The organism is Bradyrhizobium genomosp. I (2014) (assembly GCF_000261685.1).
In the GTDB taxonomy this organism is placed as follows: domain Bacteria; phylum Pseudomonadota; class Alphaproteobacteria; order Rhizobiales; family Xanthobacteraceae; genus Bradyrhizobium.
In genome coordinates, this window is record NZ_AJQE01000042.1 from 65,311 (window position 1) to 81,882 (window position 16,572).

Sequence of the window (16,572 nt, forward strand, 5' to 3'; positions counted from 1 at the left end):
ACGGCCATCTGAGCATCGTTTTCAGGAGACGTAACGGGTGTCGAGGGGGACCGCGAGGGACCGCAGATGACGAGCATTCGCTACCGCAGGGCGGACGTGGACGGACTGAATGTATTCTATCGGGAGGCGGGCCCGGCCGCCGCGCCGGCCTTGTTGCTGCTTCACGGATTTCCGACGGCCGGCCACATGTTCCGCGACTTGATCCCGCCGCTCTCGGATCGCTTCCGATTGGTGGCGCCGGATTTGCCGGGGTTTGGCCAGTCCGACATGCCGGCCCGCGGACGCTTTGCCTATACGTTTGCCGCGTTGGCGCAGGTGATCGAACGGTTCACGGAGGTCATCGGGCTTGCTCGTTTCTCGCTCTACGTCTTCGACTATGGCGCGCCGACGGGTTTCCGGATGGCTCTGCGGCATCCCGAGCGTATCGCTTCCATCATTTCGCAGAATGGCAACGCCTATGAGGAGGGATTGAGCGAGGGCTGGGGCCCGATCCGTACTTACTGGGAAGATCCATCGAACGCCAACCGGGCGGTACTGCGATCATTCCTTTCGCCGGAAACGACGGTCTGGCAATACACCCACGGGGTGCCTGACACCTCGCTGATCTCCCCTGATGGATACACGCTCGACAACCACTATCTCGCGCGCCCCGGCGCCGACGACGTTCAGCTCGATCTCTTCGGCGACTACAGGACCAACGTCGCCATGTATCCGGAATTCCAGGCCTACTTCCGCAGGCACAAGCCGCCCTTCCTGGCCGTCTGGGGCAAGAACGATCCCTTCTTCCTGCCGGCCGGCGCGAAGGCGTTCCAGCGCGACATGCCAGGTGCCGTAGTGCGCTTCTTCGACACGGGGCACTTCGCGCTCGAAACCCATGCTCGGGAGATCGCCGTTGCGATCGGTGATTTTCTTGCGCCACCGATCGCAAACGCGTGATCGGCGCTTCCCTCGCCGCGAGGAATGCCGGAGGATCATGATGCGCGCCATCGTTCTTGAAAAATTCGGCGGTCTGGACAGTCTTGTCTACCGCGACGTTCCGGAGCCGGAACCGCAGCTCGGTCATGTCGTGATCGAGGTCAGGGGATTCGGCATCAATCATGCCGAGATGCACATGCGCCGGGGCGAATGGGCCGAAGCGGCGCCGATCAGCGGCATCGAATGCGTCGGTCTCGTGAAGTCGTGCCCGGGCGGAGAATTTCCTGTAGGTGCCAAGGTGGCTGCATTGATGGGCGGGCTCGGCCGGACCATCAACGGCAGCTACGCCGAATACACTCGGGCGCCGGTCTCGAACGTCGCTTTGATCGATGCAGATTTGCCCTGGGCCGAGCTCGCAGCGATACCCGAAACCTTCGCGACGGGATGGACCTGTCTGTTCCGTAACCTCGAGCTCCGAAGAGATCAGCTTCTCGTCATCCGCGGAGCGACCTCCTCGTTTGGTCAAGCGGCGCTCAAGCTCGCGGCCAATGCCGGCGCGCGGGTCATCGCAACGACGCGCAGCCGGGAGCGCTTTGCCCTGCTGGAGAAGCTCGGGGCCGCGCGGTGCGAAATCGAACGGCGGGATCTCTCGAGGCATCTCCCCGAGGCGAAGCAGGTCGACGCTATTCTCGACCTCGTCGGCAACAGTGTCGTGCTCGACTCACTCGCCATGCTCCGCCGGGGCGGCCGTTCCTGTCTCGCCGGCTGGCTCGGCGGGCTCGATCCAATTCCCGATTTCAATCCGCTGCTGCAGATGCCGAGCGGCGTCCACCTGACCTTCTTCGGCAGCTTCGTGTTCGGCACGCCCGGGTTTCCGCTCTCCGACGTGCCGCTGAGGCAAATTGCCTCCGACGCGGCGGCCGGTCGGCTGGATGTCAAGCCAGCCCGGATCTTTCGCTTCGATGAGATTCGTGAGGCCCACCGCGTCATGGAAGCGAACGAGGCAGTCGGAAAGATGGTCGTTGTCCGCGACTGATACTTGCAAGCCTGGTGTCCGGGAGAGTTCATATGTCGAAATCAGTTGCGATCGTGACGGGTGCGAGCCAGGGAATCGGCCGGGCGACCGCGGTGCGCCTGGCGCGCGATTTCTCGGCGCTCGTCCTGGTCGCGCGAAACCGCGCCAATCTCGAGGACACCGCAAAGGCGGTCGGGGCTGCCGCCGAGGTGCTGGTGATCGATGCCGATCTGGCCGAGCCTCGTGCTGCTCAATCTGTCGTCGACCAGACCCTGGCGGCGTTCGGCCGCATTGATGCCTTGCTCAATATCGCAGGCGCGGTGCCTCAGGTCGATCTGTTCGAGACGACGGAGGCGCAGTGGGAGGCCGGACTGGCGTTGAAGCTGCATGGCGCCCGGCGGCTCACGATCGCCGCCTGGCCGTCGCTCATGGCGGCGAAGGGAGCTGTGGTGTTGATGTCGGGAAACTCGGCCTCCTTCCCCAAGGCGCCCTACGCCGCGGTCGGCACCATCAATGCCGCAATCGTCGCCTTGGCCAAGGCGTTCTCCGACAAGGGCATCAGCGATGGCGTCCAGGTCAACAGCGTCCTGCCGGGGCCGGTGATGACGGGCCGCCGCCGCTCCTACCTTCAGCACTGGGCGCCTCTGCACAACATGACCGTCGAGGAGGCAACGGCAAAGTTTCCGAAGGAGGCCGGCATCGCGCGCTACGGCGAGCCGGAAGAGATTGCCGAACTGATGGCGTTCCTCGTATCGCCCGGCGCGCGCTGGATGACCGGCTCGGCGTTGCGGATGGACGGCGGCGAGGCGAAATCGATCTGATGGACGCTGAACGCAGGGTGATAAACAAGATCGTCGATGGGTTGAAATTTCATACCTGACGCTTCCAGGGCTGGTCGGCGCGCTCGCGCTCGCCGACCCCTTCAGTCTTCTCCAGCTCTGGATCTGAGCAGCTCTTCGCGACGCCTGATCAGAATCTCGAGCCGAGCGGCCTGGTCGTCAATTCGCTGGCCGACGAGCTCTTCGCTGATCGCGGCGGAATATGACGCGGCCTGTTCGATCAACTCGCGAAGGTTTGCCGCCGTGGCGGCAATCTGGCGCTCGATTTCAGCGAGGTGGATGTCTTCACCGTGCATTGAGGGGGCTTTGGTTTCGGAGTTCGGCGGGCGATCGGGCGCAGCATTCAGAAGTACAGGTGCCGGGCACCATGCATCTCAAGGACACAGCCTCTCTGAGTTCGCGTCGCCTTCATCAGATCGCTTCCGCAATCGGCGCACTTTACGAGCGCCTCCAGGGGACCACCGTCGACGGCTAGAGAGCCGAGGCCGGATACGGTGTTGCATGCCGCGCACCGGATCTTCGTCAAGGTGATGTCAAAGGCAAAGGCTTGTTGAAGCAGGCATGTGCCCGGATCACCGCCAAGAATGAGATCGGCGATGTTGTCTGCCATGGCGATCATGCTCCTGATGGTCCGAAACGTTCGGTTTTGATGGCGAAGGAATCGAAGCCGAACTTCACGAGCATGCTCGAGATGCCTTCGACGAACCCCGCAGGACCGCAAATGAAGAATGTGGGGTTCTGCTCGCGCGAAAAGCTGTTCTCTGCGAGCAGGGCCTCGTTGATCCGCCCCCGATGCCCGTTCCAGTCGCCCGGATACTCGCGGGTGAGCGCATAGACCAGACGCAGGTCGATATCGTCGCGAGCCATCGTGTCGAGTTCATCCCGATACACGATTTCGGCGAGGCTGCGTGCCGAATAGATCAATGATGCCGGTGTGTATGCGCGCGACTTCTTGCGGTGGCGCAACATGGCCATCAGCGGCGTAATCCCGGTGCCGCCAGCGACCAGGCAAATCGGTCCGCCCAGAGATTGGCGCCAGATGAAATGCCGCCCAATGGGCCCTCGAAATTCGAGAGCGTCGCCGACCCGCAATTCGTCGAGCAGATAGGAGGAAACTTCACCGTCCTCGACCCGCTCCACGGTGAGGGTGAGCAGTTGTTCCTCCGGTGGCGATGCGATCGAGTAGCTTCGTTCGGCTTGATAGCCGTCATCGGCCGTAAGCCGTATGTCGACGTGCTGGCCGGGCCAGTGCCCGGACCATTTGGCCGGCCGCAGGATGATGCTCTTCACCCGGCTTGTTTCTGCCATGATGGCCTGCACGCAGCCGATCTGCCACTCGATCCTGGGGTACTGCAGAGGCGTATCAGTCGCCGTCATAACGTTGCTCCCGCCAGGGATCGCCATAGTTGTGATAGCCGCGCGATTCCCAGAACCCCGGTTCGTCCTTGGGCATGAAGCGGAGTCTTCGCAGCCACTTCGCGCTCTTCCAGAAGTAGAGATGCGGCACCAGAAGTCGGGCGGGGCCCCCGTGCGCCGGCGCGAGCGGCAGACCGTCATAGCGGGTCGCGATCATCGCCTTTCCCGCGATCAGGTCGGCCGCCGGAAGGTTCGTCGTGTATCCGCCATCGCAATGCGCCATGACATAGGCGTCCGGCGGCTCGCTCAGTCCGACGCTCCTGAGAAGATCGTCGAAGCCAACGCCCTGCCAGATCGTGCCGAGCTTCGTCCATTTGGTGACGCAGTGAATGTCGACCGCGATCGTGGTCTGGGGCAGCGCCTCGAACTCGTCCCAGGTCCATTTCCCAAGTAGCGAGCCGCCAAGTTGAAGCGCGATCTTCCAGTCGGCGACACGGATCTCCGGCGTGGGGCCCGCCGACAGCACCGGGAAGTCGGTCGTCAGATATTGACCCGGCGGCAGCCGGGCGGTTTCGGATGCCTGTCGCTTCGATTTGAAGCCGCGAGAAACGGGAGGTCGGTCCATGGAAGCGTGCCCTTCTGTGGTGACGCGCAGGTCGTCCGGATGTGTGTCGGCATACCGTGCAGCCCGCACAAGCGCAGATGAACCTTGATCGATGCCTTGTCGATGGCCGTCGCGGTGAATGCATCAAGATTGCGAAAGGCGAAGCAATCGTGGCTGCGCGGGGATGGACCATTTCAATATCAAATGCGGCTTCATCCTGAAGTGGATCAAAAAGGAGGAGACCATGTCGAGCGTGAGCCGGACCCTGCATTCCGACGAACTCGCTTACCTCACCGCGCAAGAACTGGCAGCTCGCATCCGGCGACGCGACTTGTCGCCGGTAGAAGTGGTCGATTCGTTCATCCGGCGCATCGAGGCACGTAACACGAGCCTGAATGCGCTGGTCTATCTCGACTTCGACGGCGCTCGCATGAGAGCGAAAGAGGCCGAGCGTGCTTTGGTCGCCAGTGAGCCATTGGGGCCGCTGCACGGCATTCCGTCGGCTCTCAAGGATCTGTTCGACTTCAAGCCGGGCTGGCCTGCGAGCCTGGGCGGCATCCGTGCGCTCAAGCACCACGTCGTGAACGGCTACTGCGTGTTCTGCGAGCGCATGGAGAAGCGCGGCGGAGCGGTGTTCCTCGGCAAGACCAACAGCCCGCTCATGGGATTCCGGGGCACTTGCGACAACTACCTGTTTGGTCCGACGCGTAACCCCTTCAATCTTGCCAAGAACACCGGCGGGTCATCGGGAGGAAGCGCCGCGGCGGTTGCCGATGGACTTCTGCCCATCGCAGAAGGCACGGATGCCGGAGGTTCGATACGAATCCCCGCCGCCTGGTGTGGGGTCTATGGCTACAAGGCGTCGTTCGGCCGCGTGCCGTTCCTCGTGCGTCCCAACGCGTTCGGTACGGCCGACTCTCCGTTCCTGTTCGAAGGGCCCATCACGCGGACGGTCGAAGATGCCGCAATCGCGTTGAACGTACTTGCCGGGCATGATCCGCGAGATCCTTTCAGTCTGATCGAGCCGCCAGTCGACTTTACCGCCGCGACCCGTCGGTCCATCCGTGGCCTCAAGATCGCCTACAGTCCAAATCTCGACGTCTTTCCGGTCGACGGAAAAGTCGCGGAGGCGGTCGGCCGTGCCTTACGGGCGTTCGAGGAAGCCGGTGCTCACGTGGAGGAAGTGAAGCTCGGGATCACACGCTCGCAACGGGAGTTGAGCGACGTCTGGTCGCGTCTGTACATGCTTCTGAACCTGCAGGCGATCGAGACCATGAAGCGCGATGGCATCGATCTGTTCGGCAAGCATCGCGACGACTTTCCGCCAGAATACCTGGATTGGGTCGAGAAGACCAATCGCATGTCGGGCCTGGACTTCTTCAGGGACCAGGCGGTCCGGTCGGAGGTCTACGATGCCTTCCAGAACGTCCTCGGCAGATTTGATCTGCTCGTGACGCCGACTGTCGCGTGCCCGCCGGTCGACAACGCGGGCGACGGCAACACGGTCGGACCGAAGTCGATCAATGGTGTCGACATCGATCCGCTCATCGGATGGGCTCTGACATACTTCGTCAACTTTACCGGCCATCCGGCTGCATCGATTCCGGCCGGAATGTCCGACGGCCTTCCTGTCGGGATGCAGATAATAGGTCGGCGAAACGCCGACTTCGACGTGCTGGCCGCGAGCGCGGCCTTCGAGCGGCTTCGTCCCTGGCAGGACAACTACCGGATCTGCCGCGAACGACCCCTGGCGGCGTGACGGACGATCCCCGTGATGAATCGGCCGGCTGAATTCCGAGCGCCTTCGCACAGCTTCGCTGTCAGGTCCGGCCGACCTTGCGCCGCCTGGCTCGCCTTCATGATGCGCCGCGACCGCTCAGCGGTCGCGGCGCTCATTGGGCTGCGCGTCTATCGATGCACGAATCTCTTTGCGATCGCAGGATCGGCACGGAATACATCAAGATAGAAAAAGCGAAGGCAATCCCCAGCGCGCAAGGTCCTCCGCGACCGGCTATCTCATCTCCCAACAGGTCAATCGTGCCGGCGCCTCGTGCGTTCGGCTCCAGTCGCGGGAGAAGACAATGCGCGTGAGAGTCCAGGCAGCAGCGGCGGTCATCGTAGGCAGTGCGGTCGCAACGATCCTGTTCTTCGGATCGCTCAAGGATGGCAATGCCCAGAGCAATGCGCGGTACCTGCCGGAATACACCGCAGACGGGCAGTTGCTCCTGCCGAAGAATTTTCACGAGTGGGTCTATGTCGGCTCACCATTGACGCCAAACGCCCTCAATGGCGGGCAGGCGAACTTCCCGGAATTCCACAACGTCTATATCGAGCCGGGCTCGTACGCGATCTACAAGAAGACCGGCGAGTTCCCCGAGGGAACGATCCTGTTCAAGGAGCTGCAGCTGACGTTGCCACAGGAGAATGCCGACGGTTCGCGAACGGAAGCGTCGGGACGCGGCTACTTCCCGGGCAAGTGGAACGGCGCCGACGTGACCGTCAAGGACTCGAGGCGCTTCGCCGATACCAACGGGTGGGGCTACTTCAACTTCAATCATCACGAGCCGAAGGCGCCGATGGCCAAGGTGAAGTCGAAGGACGAGTGCGCCTACTGCCACATCGCCAACGCCAAGAAGGATGAGGTCTGGACGCAGTTTTATCCGCTGCTGGACAACAAGGACGCGCGCTGACCGCGTAGTCGGCGGGAGATCGGCATGAGAATCCTCAAAGCCGCCTGTGTCGCTTTCGTCTTGATCCTCGGGATCGCGTCCGCGATCAGGCAGTCGCAGCTGCGGGCGAACGCAGCGGATGGCGTCTCGACCGGTGCGAGCGTTGCCGATCGCGACGGGCATCTGCACGTACCCGATGACTATCGCACGACCTATCAGCTCCTCGGAAGCTGGGCGATTGCGGCAGAGGACGGGCGCGCCTCGAAGGAGTTTCACGTCGTGTATGCCTCGCCGGGAGTGATCGACGCCTATCGGAGAGACAAGCGCTTTCCGGACGGCGCGGTGCTGATCAAGGAGGTATTCAAGGCGTCGACCTCTGAAATGACGACCGGTACCGTCAGCCGCGCCGACGCTTTGAAAGGGTGGTTCGTCATGGTGAAGGACACCGCGAACAGTCATCCGGACAGCGCGCTGTGGGGCGATGGCTGGGGATGGTCTTGGTTCGACGCGAGCGACCGCTCGAAAACGACGACGACGGACTACAAGGCCGAATGTCTGGCTTGCCACGTACCCGCACGGGCGTCCGACTGGGTCTACGTCGATGGCTATCCGCCATTGAAGCACTAGCACCGGCGCGGGTCACGGAAAGTCATTCGATTCAACCAAGCCAATCATCAAAGGAGCGAGAGATGGCTAAAGAAGCGACGGCGAGTGAGATGGGGATGTCGAAGGGACAGGCTGGCCATCTCTACATCCAGACCAACGAAATCGACAATGCCATCATTCACTACACCCGGCAGGCCGACGGCAAGCTGGTCGAGGTCGCGCGCATCAAGACGGGCGGCGCCGGCTCCGGTGAATTCAAGCCGATCAGCGGCCAGGACAGCGCGCCCAACTCCTTCGAGGGCGCGGGAAGCGTGATCATTACATCCGATCGGCGCTTCATGTTCGCGACCAATGGTGGAGACAATTCCGTTTCGAGCTTCCGCCTGGGTAGCGATGGGCGGCCGACGCTGCTCGACGTGAAGTCGACCGGCAACCCCGTCGACGGAAGAAGCGGCACGGCCAAATCGCTGGCTTTCGCTCCGACCACGCGCACGCTCTTCGTGCTGCACTCGTTCGGGCCGGATCATCTTCGGCTGATGTCGGTCGATGCCGAGGGCATGCTCAAGGCGCGGCCCGAGCGGTATACGGTGAACACCTACAGCAAGCGCAATCGCGTCTCCACCATGGTCGTGGTCTCGCCCAACGAGGAGCTGGTGCTCGTCGGCACCACATTCGATGAGCCGATCGCGCTCACCGGCTTGTATCCCGACGGCTCGCCCATCCTCTGGGTCCAGCGGGCCGGCGGCGCGCTGCACTCGATCGCTTCGAATGCGCCGGATCCGGATGGCCTCGCCGTGTTCGCCCTGCAAAAGGATGGCTCGCTCGGGACGGCCAGGTTCTACGATGCGAAGGGCGGTTCTCCGTTCTATATCGCGTTCCTGCACCAGCGTCCGAACACGTTCGTGATCGGCTATGCCGTCGGCGACGGGTGCTCCATCTGCACCATCGAGAAGAACGGTTCGATCAATATCGGCCCGCTCGTCAAGATCGACACGAGCCCGGGGCTGCCGTCAGAGCTGTGCTGGCTGGCCGTCGCGCCCGATGACCGCACGATCTACGCGACGAATTTCGGCTACAGCAACATCAGCAGCTACCGCATCAATGGTGGCGGCCTCGAGGTCGCCTGCGATCCGGCGTGTCCGAAGGTCCCCGGCGACGGCACCGCGAGGGGGTTGAACGGGACCGTGACCAGCGGGCCCAGCGATAGCTGGATCACGCCGGACGGCGCCTATCTCTATCAGATCTACGGCAACGCGTCGAAGCTGGTCAGCTACAGCACCCAGCCTGACGGCTCGTTGAAGGAGATCGGCAGTGTCAAGATCCCGTACAACAGCCCTCAGGGGCTTGCGGGGTTCTGATCGCTCTTCCTCGACACGTGGTCCGGGCGTGGCCGGCTCTGCCGCTCCACGCCCGGCCTCGCTCGCCCTCAGGCGGGAAATGCAACGTCAATCGCGAGCTCCGAGACGGATGTTTGAGGCGATTCATGAGCGCTCTCGCGGCAGATCCGCAGCCTCTCCCGGCCGTCCCGGAGAAGGGCAGAGTGCTACGGAGAAATTCGACCTGCAGCGCGCCGCAGGGGCGGCTCGCGTGGTGTTCTCCGGCGCCGCAAGCGGCACGGAGATCCGCGACATCTATCAGAAGTTTCCGATCGCCGTTGCATTCCCGAACATCGACGATCGTCGGCGCAAGGAAGCCGTTCTGATCAACACTTCGGGCGGTGTCGCAGGCGGCGACGAGATCAGGATCGAGGTGGTCGTTCAAGGCAATGCCTCGGTCGCTGTAACCACGCAGGCCGCGGAGAAGGTCTATCGGGCGCTGGATCGCCCCGCCCGAATCCTGACCAGGTTAAAGGCCGAGGGGAACGCTCGGCTTGCCTGGCTCCCACAGGAGACGCTCGTCTTCAATCAGGCGCGCATCGCGCGGCAGACCGAGATCGACGTGAGCTCGGGCACTGAACTGATCGCCCTCGAGTGGCTGGTTCTTGGCCGCATCGAGAGCGGCGAGGAGGTTCTTGGCGGACATATCCTGGACGGCTGGCGCATCAGGGTCGACGGCCGTCTGGTCTGGGCGGATGGCCTCCTGGTGTCTGACCAGGTGTTCCCGCAGCTTCGGAACACGGCTCTGCTTTCAAACTGGAAAGCGATCGCGACGATGATCTACTTCGGTCCACGTGCCGAGACCCGGCTCGAGAGATTGCGCGAGATCGGTGCTTCTCTGGAATGCACCTGCGGCGTCACGCTCGTGGGCGCGATCATCGTGATCCGGGTAGCCGCGACTGCCGGTGCGGATCTCAGACGAGGTCTGCGCCGCTTCCTCGATCAACTCAACCATGAACTCGGATGCGGGCCCTTCGGAGTGCCGAAGATGTGGTCCTGCTAGCAGCGCTGCCAGGTCGGAGAAGCACCTTGAATCTGACGCCACGGGAACGAGACAAGCTGATGATCGCCCTTGCCGCAATCGTTGCGCGTGGCCGACTCGCGCGAGGCGTCAAGCTGAATTACCCCGAAAGCATCGCATTGATCTCGGATGCCATCATGGAAGGCGCTCGCGACGGACGGTCGGTCGCGGACCTGATGTCCGAAGGCGGCCGGCTTCTGCGCCGCGACCAGGTCATGGAGGGCATCCCGGAAATGATTCGCGAGATCCAGGTGGAGGCGACGTTTCCGGACGGGACCAAGCTTGTCCCGGTGCACAACCCGATCCGATAGGAGCCGATGATGCGTATCGTCCCGTCTTATGTCGCCGTGTTGAGCGTGCTTGCCTCGCCGGCCCTCGCTCATCCCGCCCTCGGCACAGGCAGTTCGTTCGACGCCGGCCTCGTCCATCCGTTCAGCGGCGCCGATCATCTTGTTGCGATCACGTTGGTGGGAACGTGGAGCGCGCTCATGGGCGGACCTGCAAGAGCCCTGTGGCCGCTGACCTTTCTGATCGCGATGCTGGGCGGCTTCCTTGCGGCAAGCGCGGGACTTCAGATGGGCTTCGTGGAGGCTGCGATCAGCCTCTCGGTGGTGGCATTGGGAGCGTTCGTTGCGTTCGAATTCAGGATGCCCGTCATGCTGGGCGCCGCAGCCGTCGGCCTGTTTGCATTCTTCCATGGTCATGCGCATGGAACTGAAACGGCCGCGGTGCTCGTTCCCTACGTCATCGGCTTCACAACGGCGACCGGTGCTCTGCTTCTCGTCGGCATGGTCGCTGGCCATTGCGGAAGAAGCGCGGCCATGAAAGGCCTGCTTCGCGCGGCGGGCGTCTGTGCCGGCCTTGTCGGGCTGCTGCTGCTCGGAGGCGTGGCATGATTCCCGGGGAGGTCATTTCGAATGACGGCGACATCGTCCTGAACGGGGACAGGACGGGTCTATCGATTGTCGTATCCAACAGCGGCGACCGGCCCGTTCAGGTGGGCAGCCATTATCACTTCGCCGAAGTGAACGCCGCGCTCACGTTCGATCGATCCGCCGCTCGTGGATGCCGGCTCGATATCCCGGCGGGGACGGCGGTGCGGTTTGAGCCGGGTCAGTCGCGCGAGGTCTCGTTGATTCCGTTCGCCGGAGCGCGGCGCGTCTACGGCTTCAGCGGCAGCGTGATGGGACCTCTGGAATCGGCGACCGATACCTCCGGCTCCAACGAATAAGGCGAGGAAGGCATGTCCCACACGATGAGCCGCAGAGCCTATGCGCAGATGTTTGGCGCCACGGTCGGCGACAGGGTGCGGCTGGCGGACACCGACCTGTTCATTGAGCCCGAGAGGGACCTCACGATCTATGGCGAGGAAGTCAAGTTCGGAGGCGGCAAGGTCATCCGCGACGGTATGGGACAATCGCAGCTCACGCGGGCACAGGGAGCAGTCGACACGGTCATCACCAACGCGCTGATCCTCGATCACTGGGGAATCGTCAAGGCCGACATCGCGATCAAGGATGGGCTCATCGCCGCCATCGGCAAGGCGGGCAACCCCGACATACAGCCGGGTGTTTCGATCATCATCGGGCCGGGAACGGAAATCATCGCGGGCGAGGGCAAGATCATCACCGCCGGCGGAATGGATACACACATCCATTTCATCTGCCCCCAGCAGATCGAGGAGGCGCTTTTCTCGGGCGTCACAACCATGATGGGTGGCGGCACCGGACCCGCCGCTGGAACGACGGCGACGACCTGCACCCCGGGGCCATGGCACATCCATCGGATGCTCGAGGCGCTGGATGCGTTCCCGATGAATTTCGGCGTTTTCGGCAAGGGCAACACGAGCGTCCCTGCCGGCCTGGTCGACCAGATCGAAGCCGGCGCGTGCGGCCTGAAGCTGCACGAAGACTGGGGAGCAACGCCCGCATCGATCGACTGCTGTCTCTCTGTCGCCGACGACATGGACGTGCAGGTCATGATCCACACCGATTCCCTGAACGAGGGCGGCTTCGTCGAGAGCACGATAGCGGCATTCAAGGGCAGGACGATCCATGCGGCTCATACGGAGGGAGCCGGCGGCGGGCATGCGCCAGACATCATCAAGATCTGTGGCGAGAGGAACGTCATACCAGCCTCGACAAACCCCACGCGTCCCTACACTGCGAATACGCTCGACGAAGCCCTCGACATGCTGATGGTGACCCATCACCTGGATCGCCGTATCCCGGAGGATGTCGCGTTCGCCGAGAGCCGCATCCGAAAGGAGACGATCGCCGCAGAGGATATTCTGCACGATCTCGGCGCGTTCTCGATCGTGTCGTCGGACAGCCAGGCGATGGGGCGCGTCGGCGAGGTGATCACGCGGACGTGGCAGACAGCCGACAAGATGAAGAAGCAGTTCGGGCGGTTGCCAGAGGAGACCGGGCATAACGACAACTTCAGGGCGCGGCGCTACGTCGCGAAATACACCATCAATCCGGCCATCGTGCAGGGAATGTCACGCTACGTTGGTTCGGTTGAGGTCGGGAAGCTCGCGGACATCGCCATCTGGGATCCGGCGTTCTTCGGGATCAAGCCCGACATGGTCTTGAAATCCGGCATGATCGTTGCCGCCATCATGGGCGATCCCAATGCATCGATACCGACGCCTCAACCGGAATACTACCGGCCGATGTTTGGCGCCTTCGGCCGTGCTCCCGGCAGAAATTCTGTGACCTTCGTCAGTCAGGCCGCGCTCGAAAGGACGAGACAGCTCGGCCTGGCAAAGCAGCTCCTGCCAGTCTCGAATACGCGATCGATCGGCAAGCATTCCATGATCCTCAACGACGCGCTGCCCCACATGGAGGTCGATCCCGAAACCTACGAGGTGCGGGCCGACGGACGACTCCTCACTTGTCCGCCGGTGAGTGTGGTCCCGATGGCGCAGCGCTATTTCATGTACTGACGCCGGCATGGTGGTCCGATGACAGACCAGAGCTATCGACATACGACGCTGGCGTTCCTCAGGCTGCAGAGCTGGCTTTCGCCGTCGTTTCCCAACGGGGCCTACAGCTACTCGCACGGGCTGGAATGGGCTGTGGAGGCCGGCTATGTCTCCGATCGGCGCAGTCTGATCGATTGGCTCAAGGCCGACCTTTGCTATGGCTCCGGCCGAAACGATGCGATCTTCTTCAGCGAAGCCTATCGATGCGTTGCCGAGGATGCCGAAGGTCAGCTTCCGCAGCTGGCTGAACTCGCAGCCGCCTCCCGCGGAACGTCGGAATTCGTGCTCGAATCCGCGCAACAATCCTCTGCGTGCCTTGCGACCCTTCGCAGTGTCTGGCCGGATCGAATTCTGGACATTTTCTCCGACCCGAAATGCCCGCCTGTGCTGGCCGTCCTGCTCGGAGCGCGAGCGGCCCGCGAGCGGATAGCGGTCGACATTGCACTGCCCGCATTCCTGCACAGCTACGTCGCCAATCTGGTGAGCGCGGGCGTTCGATTGGTGCCTCTCGGTCAGACCGACGGTCAGCTCGCTATCGCAGCGCTCGAGCAGGCGATCCTGTCGCGCAGTGAAATGGCAAGCCGTGAGACGATCGACGATCTCGGTTCGGCGGGCATGATGGTCGAGCTCGCCTCCATCGCGCACGAACTCCAGTATACGAGGTTGTTTCGATCATGAACACGATTGAACGCGAGAGCAGGTCGCTCCGCACACCCGGCATTTCGGCAACCAACGGGCCGCTGCGCGTCGGAATCGGCGGTCCGGTCGGGTCTGGAAAGACGGCGCTGGTCGAGGCGCTGTGCAAGCATCTGCGCGACTTCTACGAGATCTACGTGATCACCAACGACATCTATACCAAGGAGGATCAGCTCATTCTGACCCGCGCGCAAGCGCTGGCGGCAGAGCGCATCATGGGAGTGGAGACGGGTGGCTGTCCGCATACGGCCATACGGGAGGACGCCTCGATGAACCTGGCGGCGATCCACGACATGAACCTGAAGTTTCCGGACGCGGAGCTTTGCTTCGTCGAGTCGGGCGGTGACAATCTCGCCGCCACCTTCAGCCCGGAGCTTGCGGACCTGACCGTCTACGTGATCGACGTCGCGGCTGGCGAGAAGATCCCGCGCAAGGGAGGACCGGGGATCATGCGATCCGACCTGCTGGTGATCAACAAGGTCGATCTGGCTCCTCTGGTGGGCGCAAATCTGGAGATCATGGAAGCGGACGCGCGACGGATGCGCGGCGCGCGACCGTTCGTCTTCTCCAATCTGAAGAGTGGTCGGGGCGTCGATGAGATCGCGGGCTTCATTCTGCAGAAGGGCGGGTTGTCCGCCGCGACGCTGTCTGGAGGTGCCCATCGATGACGGTCACGCTGGCAGAACTTCCTGGCTCGGCGGGGGTCTTCGAAGAAGTTGACCTCGGCGCCTGCGCAGACGCAGCCTGCGAATTTGCGACCTCGCTTTCGTCTCTTGGCTACCGTAAGCAAATAGTTAAGCGCTTGCTCGGTAGCCAGATGACCCTTTAGGACAGTGACAATGCGCTCCTCGTACTGCCTGATCCGCTCGGTTGCCGTCCTATGGGCCTCCTCAAATATCTTTTCTTGCTCGGTCGGCTCCAAATCTTGGAGCATCACCCAATTCTGTTCATCGGCCACATCTCTCTCCCTGGCTGCGGAAACTATGACACATCTTGCAATGTGGTTCGTTTTCCGATCGGCAGTCCCGCAGGCTCAGTCCTATACTTGTGGAGACCTGCTCGCGGTGACGGCCAGCGAACCAACTGATAATCAGTTTAGCGAAAAGCGCTTTTGAATAGTTCAAGTACAGTCATTGGCGGAGGGCACTCTGGGGGCGGGGCGACAAGCTCTCTCACCCTGCAATTACGGCCTCCATCGACTCCCCACCCAATGCCGGTAAAGTGATTGCCGCCGTATTGCTCGGCAAGAAGTTGACGACGGACTGTAACGGCCGCCGTGCTCATCCGGCTTTCCACGAGTGCGGGTCGACCCGACAAGTTCGACTCCGCAACAGCGGGAGATCCAGACTTCAACTCCAACCCTGCCGATCTAGGCCCTTCTGCCAACAGCGTGGACCGTTCGATAAAATTGCATTGAGCGGCGCTTGGTTAGAAGAGGTTGTGAAAGGACGTTCAAAATTCGGGGGGGCTCGCGACCAACTCCTTTCGCGAACGACATCCTTGGCCTTTTTGTCGGACCGCAGGCCGAGATAGACTGGCTGTCGCAGCTCTCCCTTGCTGGTCCACTCCGCGAACTTCACCTCTGCGACCAAGGAAGGACGCACCCAGGTCGTGACCTGCTCATCCTTCACCTTGGCGGGAAAGGGCGACTTGGCCGTCTTGAGCTTCACGAGCTTGCCGTGAAGCTCTTCCAGAACCTGGTGGCTGAACCCGGTGCCGACGTGGCCGATGTACCGCCACGCATCGTTCTCCCGTACCGCCAGCACGAGGGCGCCGAAGAACGGCCGGGTTCGCCTCGGCGCCGTGAAGCCGGCGATCACGACCTCCTGACGTTGCGCGGTCTTCACCTTAAGCCAGTCAGCGGTTCGGCGTCCGGATGCGTACGGGCTGTCGGCGCGCTTGGCCATGATGCCTTCGAGATGCCTTCGCTCGGCTTCCGCGAAGAACTTCGTTCCCTTGCCTTTGCGGTGGTTGCTGAACGCGATCAGCTTGTGGCGCGGCAGGATGGCCTTGAGCCGCTTCTTGCGCTTCAGGAGCGGCAGTGCTCGCAGGTCCTCGCCATCCGCGAACATGAGGTCGAACGCGCAGTACAAGAGCTTGGCCTCATGGCGCAGGGCGTTCTGAAGCAACTGAAAATGGGATGCGCCGTCCTTGCCGACCGCGACGAGCTCGCCATCGATCACGGCGTCGGCCGTCACGCCCTCCAGCGCTTTCGCGACCTCGACGTAGGAGCTGTTGATGATCTTCCCATTACGGCTGTAGAGCGCGACCCGACCACGCCGGATCTCCGCAACCATGCGGAAACCATCGAACTTGTCCTCGAAGACCCAGTCGGGGTCGTCGAATGGTGAGTCGGTCAGCGTGGCCAGCATGGGCTGCAGGCGACGAGGCAGGGTCGATTTTCGGGCCATGGCAGGGGCTCTCTACAGGGCCGGCAAAGGCCGAAACGAGGAGGATGGAAGGCGAACCCGCGCGCTGTCGCCGGCCAC

At 62.6% G+C, this 16,572-nt stretch carries 19 protein-coding genes; 15 read left to right on the forward strand and 4 right to left on the reverse strand.

Annotated features, from left to right (window positions below):
• The first annotated feature begins 66 nt into the window (after window positions 1–66).
• From IC50_RS04370 to IC50_RS04380, 3 genes are read left to right on the forward strand one after another with little or no spacing between them, the layout of a single operon-like run.
• On the forward strand, window positions 67–936 hold the full coding sequence (locus IC50_RS04370) for an alpha/beta fold hydrolase (protein ID WP_035700868.1): 870 nt from the start codon (window positions 67–69) through the stop codon (window positions 934–936).
• A 37-nt stretch (window positions 937–973) separates the two neighbouring features.
• Window positions 974–1,951: a zinc-binding alcohol dehydrogenase family protein gene (locus IC50_RS04375; RefSeq protein WP_244429522.1), complete on the forward strand. Its 978-nt coding sequence runs from the start codon at window positions 974–976 to the stop codon at window positions 1,949–1,951.
• 32 nt (window positions 1,952–1,983) lie between these two features.
• Window positions 1,984–2,751, forward strand: a complete 768-nt coding sequence (locus IC50_RS04380) for an SDR family oxidoreductase (RefSeq protein WP_035700870.1) — start codon at window positions 1,984–1,986, stop codon at window positions 2,749–2,751.
• A gap of 361 nt (window positions 2,752–3,112) precedes the next feature.
• Here IC50_RS04380 and IC50_RS04390 read toward each other — a convergent pair whose 3' ends face one another.
• Genes IC50_RS04390 through IC50_RS04400 form a run of 3 tightly spaced genes read right to left on the reverse strand, consistent with a single transcriptional unit; the run spans window position 3,113 to window position 4,750 of the window.
• Window positions 3,113–3,379: a DUF6510 family protein gene (locus IC50_RS04390; RefSeq protein ID WP_244429523.1), complete on the reverse strand. Its 267-nt coding sequence runs from the start codon at window positions 3,377–3,379 to the stop codon at window positions 3,113–3,115.
• 5 nt (window positions 3,380–3,384) lie between these two features.
• Window positions 3,385–4,146: a ferredoxin reductase gene (locus IC50_RS04395; RefSeq protein WP_035700876.1), complete on the reverse strand. Its 762-nt coding sequence runs from the start codon at window positions 4,144–4,146 to the stop codon at window positions 3,385–3,387.
• Window positions 4,133–4,750 carry a sulfite oxidase-like oxidoreductase gene (locus IC50_RS04400; protein ID WP_035700878.1) on the reverse strand — a complete coding sequence of 206 codons (618 nt, stop codon included), beginning with the start codon at window positions 4,748–4,750 and terminating at the stop codon, window positions 4,133–4,135. The genes IC50_RS04395 and IC50_RS04400 overlap by 14 nt, the downstream gene beginning before the upstream one ends.
• A gap of 163 nt (window positions 4,751–4,913) precedes the next feature.
• On the opposite strand from IC50_RS04400, the gene IC50_RS04405 reads away from it, so the two are divergent.
• The 12 genes from IC50_RS04405 to IC50_RS41050 all read left to right on the forward strand — a co-directional run bounded on the left by IC50_RS04405 (window position 4,914) and on the right by IC50_RS41050 (window position 14,912).
• Entirely contained in the window at window positions 4,914–6,488 is a 1,575-nt protein-coding gene (locus tag IC50_RS04405; protein WP_244429524.1) for an amidase, read from the forward strand.
• A gap of 322 nt (window positions 6,489–6,810) precedes the next feature.
• Complete coding sequence (locus IC50_RS04410) at window positions 6,811–7,419, forward strand: cytochrome P460 family protein (RefSeq protein ID WP_035700880.1); 609 nt, start codon at window positions 6,811–6,813, stop codon at window positions 7,417–7,419.
• A 24-nt stretch (window positions 7,420–7,443) separates the two neighbouring features.
• Complete coding sequence (locus tag IC50_RS04415; RefSeq protein WP_035700883.1) at window positions 7,444–8,025, forward strand: cytochrome P460 family protein; 582 nt, start codon at window positions 7,444–7,446, stop codon at window positions 8,023–8,025.
• 62 nt (window positions 8,026–8,087) lie between these two features.
• Entirely contained in the window at window positions 8,088–9,362 is a 1,275-nt protein-coding gene (locus tag IC50_RS04420; RefSeq protein ID WP_035700886.1) for a hypothetical protein, read from the forward strand.
• 229 nt (window positions 9,363–9,591) lie between these two features.
• Entirely contained in the window at window positions 9,592–10,383 is a 792-nt protein-coding gene (locus IC50_RS04425; protein ID WP_035700888.1) for an urease accessory protein UreD, read from the forward strand.
• 26 nt (window positions 10,384–10,409) lie between these two features.
• On the forward strand, window positions 10,410–10,712 hold the full coding sequence (locus IC50_RS04430) for an urease subunit gamma (RefSeq protein WP_028148889.1): 303 nt from the start codon (window positions 10,410–10,412) through the stop codon (window positions 10,710–10,712).
• A 6-nt stretch (window positions 10,713–10,718) separates the two neighbouring features.
• A complete protein-coding gene (locus IC50_RS04435; RefSeq protein ID WP_035700893.1) occupies window positions 10,719–11,297 on the forward strand; it encodes a HupE/UreJ family protein in 579 nt (192 codons plus the stop codon).
• Complete coding sequence (locus tag IC50_RS04440) at window positions 11,294–11,632, forward strand: urease subunit beta (protein ID WP_035700896.1); 339 nt, start codon at window positions 11,294–11,296, stop codon at window positions 11,630–11,632. Before IC50_RS04435 ends, IC50_RS04440 begins: the two co-directional genes overlap by 4 nt.
• A gap of 12 nt (window positions 11,633–11,644) precedes the next feature.
• Entirely contained in the window at window positions 11,645–13,348 is a 1,704-nt protein-coding gene (ureC, locus tag IC50_RS04445) for an urease subunit alpha (RefSeq protein WP_035700897.1), read from the forward strand.
• 18 nt (window positions 13,349–13,366) lie between these two features.
• Window positions 13,367–14,065 (forward strand): urease accessory protein UreF, encoded by a 699-nt coding sequence (locus tag IC50_RS04450; RefSeq protein WP_035700900.1) that lies wholly within the window; start codon window positions 13,367–13,369, stop codon window positions 14,063–14,065.
• 41 nt (window positions 14,066–14,106) lie between these two features.
• The gene (gene ureG, locus IC50_RS04455) at window positions 14,107–14,751 is read left to right on the forward strand and encodes an urease accessory protein UreG (RefSeq protein ID WP_035701004.1); all 645 of its coding nucleotides are present in this window, start codon (window positions 14,107–14,109) and stop codon (window positions 14,749–14,751) included.
• The gene (locus IC50_RS41050) at window positions 14,748–14,912 is read left to right on the forward strand and encodes a hypothetical protein (RefSeq protein ID WP_157460825.1); all 165 of its coding nucleotides are present in this window, start codon (window positions 14,748–14,750) and stop codon (window positions 14,910–14,912) included. The genes ureG and IC50_RS41050 overlap by 4 nt, the downstream gene beginning before the upstream one ends.
• 520 nt (window positions 14,913–15,432) lie before the next feature.
• On the opposite strand, the gene ligD is transcribed toward IC50_RS41050, so the two are convergent.
• Window positions 15,433–16,494: a non-homologous end-joining DNA ligase gene (ligD, locus tag IC50_RS04460; RefSeq protein WP_244429525.1), complete on the reverse strand. Its 1,062-nt coding sequence runs from the start codon at window positions 16,492–16,494 to the stop codon at window positions 15,433–15,435.
• Between the last annotated feature and the right edge of the window lie 78 nt (window positions 16,495–16,572).